The organism is Caenibacillus caldisaponilyticus, from assembly GCF_002003465.1.
GTDB classification, from domain to species: domain Bacteria; phylum Bacillota; class Bacilli; order Bacillales; family Sporolactobacillaceae; genus Caenibacillus; species Caenibacillus caldisaponilyticus.
In genome coordinates, this window is the sequence record NZ_BDDQ01000148.1 from 1 (window position 1) to 1,158 (window position 1,158).

A 1,158-nucleotide genomic window follows, 5' to 3' on the forward strand; every position below is an offset into this window, starting at 1 on the left:
AGGGTGAAATGCCAATCGAACACGGAGATAGCTGGTTCTCCCCGAAATAGCTTTAGGGCTAGCCTCGAGGTGAGAGTCTTGGAGGTAGAGCACTGATTGGGTGAGGGGTCCCCACAGGATTACCGAGCTCACTCAAACTCCGAATGCCAACGACTTATCCTCGGGAGTCAGACGGCGAGTGATAAGATCCGTCGTCGAGAGGGAAACAGCCCAGACCGCCGGCTAAGGTCCCCAAGTATGCGTTAAGTGGGAAAGGATGTGGCGTTGCCCAGACAACCAGGATGTTGGCTTAGAAGCAGCCATCATTTAAAGAGTGCGTAATAGCTCACTGGTCGAGTGGCGCTGCGCCGAAAATGTAACGGGGCTAAACGCATCACCGAAGCCGCGGTTCGCCGCTCTTGTGAGCGGCGGAGGTAGGGGAGCGTTCCGAGCGCGGCGAAGGCCGACCGGAAGGTCGACTGGAGCGCTGGGAAGTGAGAATGCCGGTATGAGTAACGAAAAGAGGGGTGAGAATCCCCTCCGTCGAAAGCCTAAGGGTTCCTGAGGAAGGTTCGTCCGCTCAGGGTTAGTCGGGGCCTAAGCCGAGGCCGGAAGGCGTAGGCGATGGACAACAGGTTGAAATTCCTGTACCACCGAAAGGCGTTTGAGCGATGGGGTGACGCAGGAAGGCAAGGCGAGCGCGCGGCCGGAAGAGCGCGTCCAAGCCGCAAGGCTGGTGGCGAGGCAAATCCCGCCACCGAAAAGGCTGAGCGGTGATGGGGAGGGAACTTGAGTACCGAAGCGCCCGTGCTTACACTGCCGAGAAAAGCCTCTAGCGAGTCTTTCGGTGCCCGTACCCCAAACCGACACAGGTAGGCGAGGAGAGCATCCTAAGACGCTCGGGAGAACTCTTGTTAAGGAACTCGGCAAAATGACCCCGTAACTTCGGGAGAAGGGGTGCTCCGGTAGGGTGATGAGCCCGAGGGAGCCGCAGTGAAAAGATCCAAGCGACTGTTTATCAAAAACACAGGTCTCTGCCAAACCGAAAGGTGACGTATAGGGGCTGACGCCTGCCCGGTGCTGGAAGGTTAAGGGGAGGGCTTAGCCGCAAGGCGAAGGTCCGAACCGAAGCCCCAGTAAACGGCGGCCGTAACTATAACGGTCCTAAGGTAGCGAAAT

1 rRNA gene is annotated in these 1,158 nt (G+C 58.0%); it reads left to right on the forward strand.

Annotation, left to right across the window (positions count from 1 at the left end):
• Window positions 1-1,158 (forward strand): 23S ribosomal RNA (locus CCB157_RS16915); the annotation flags it as partial.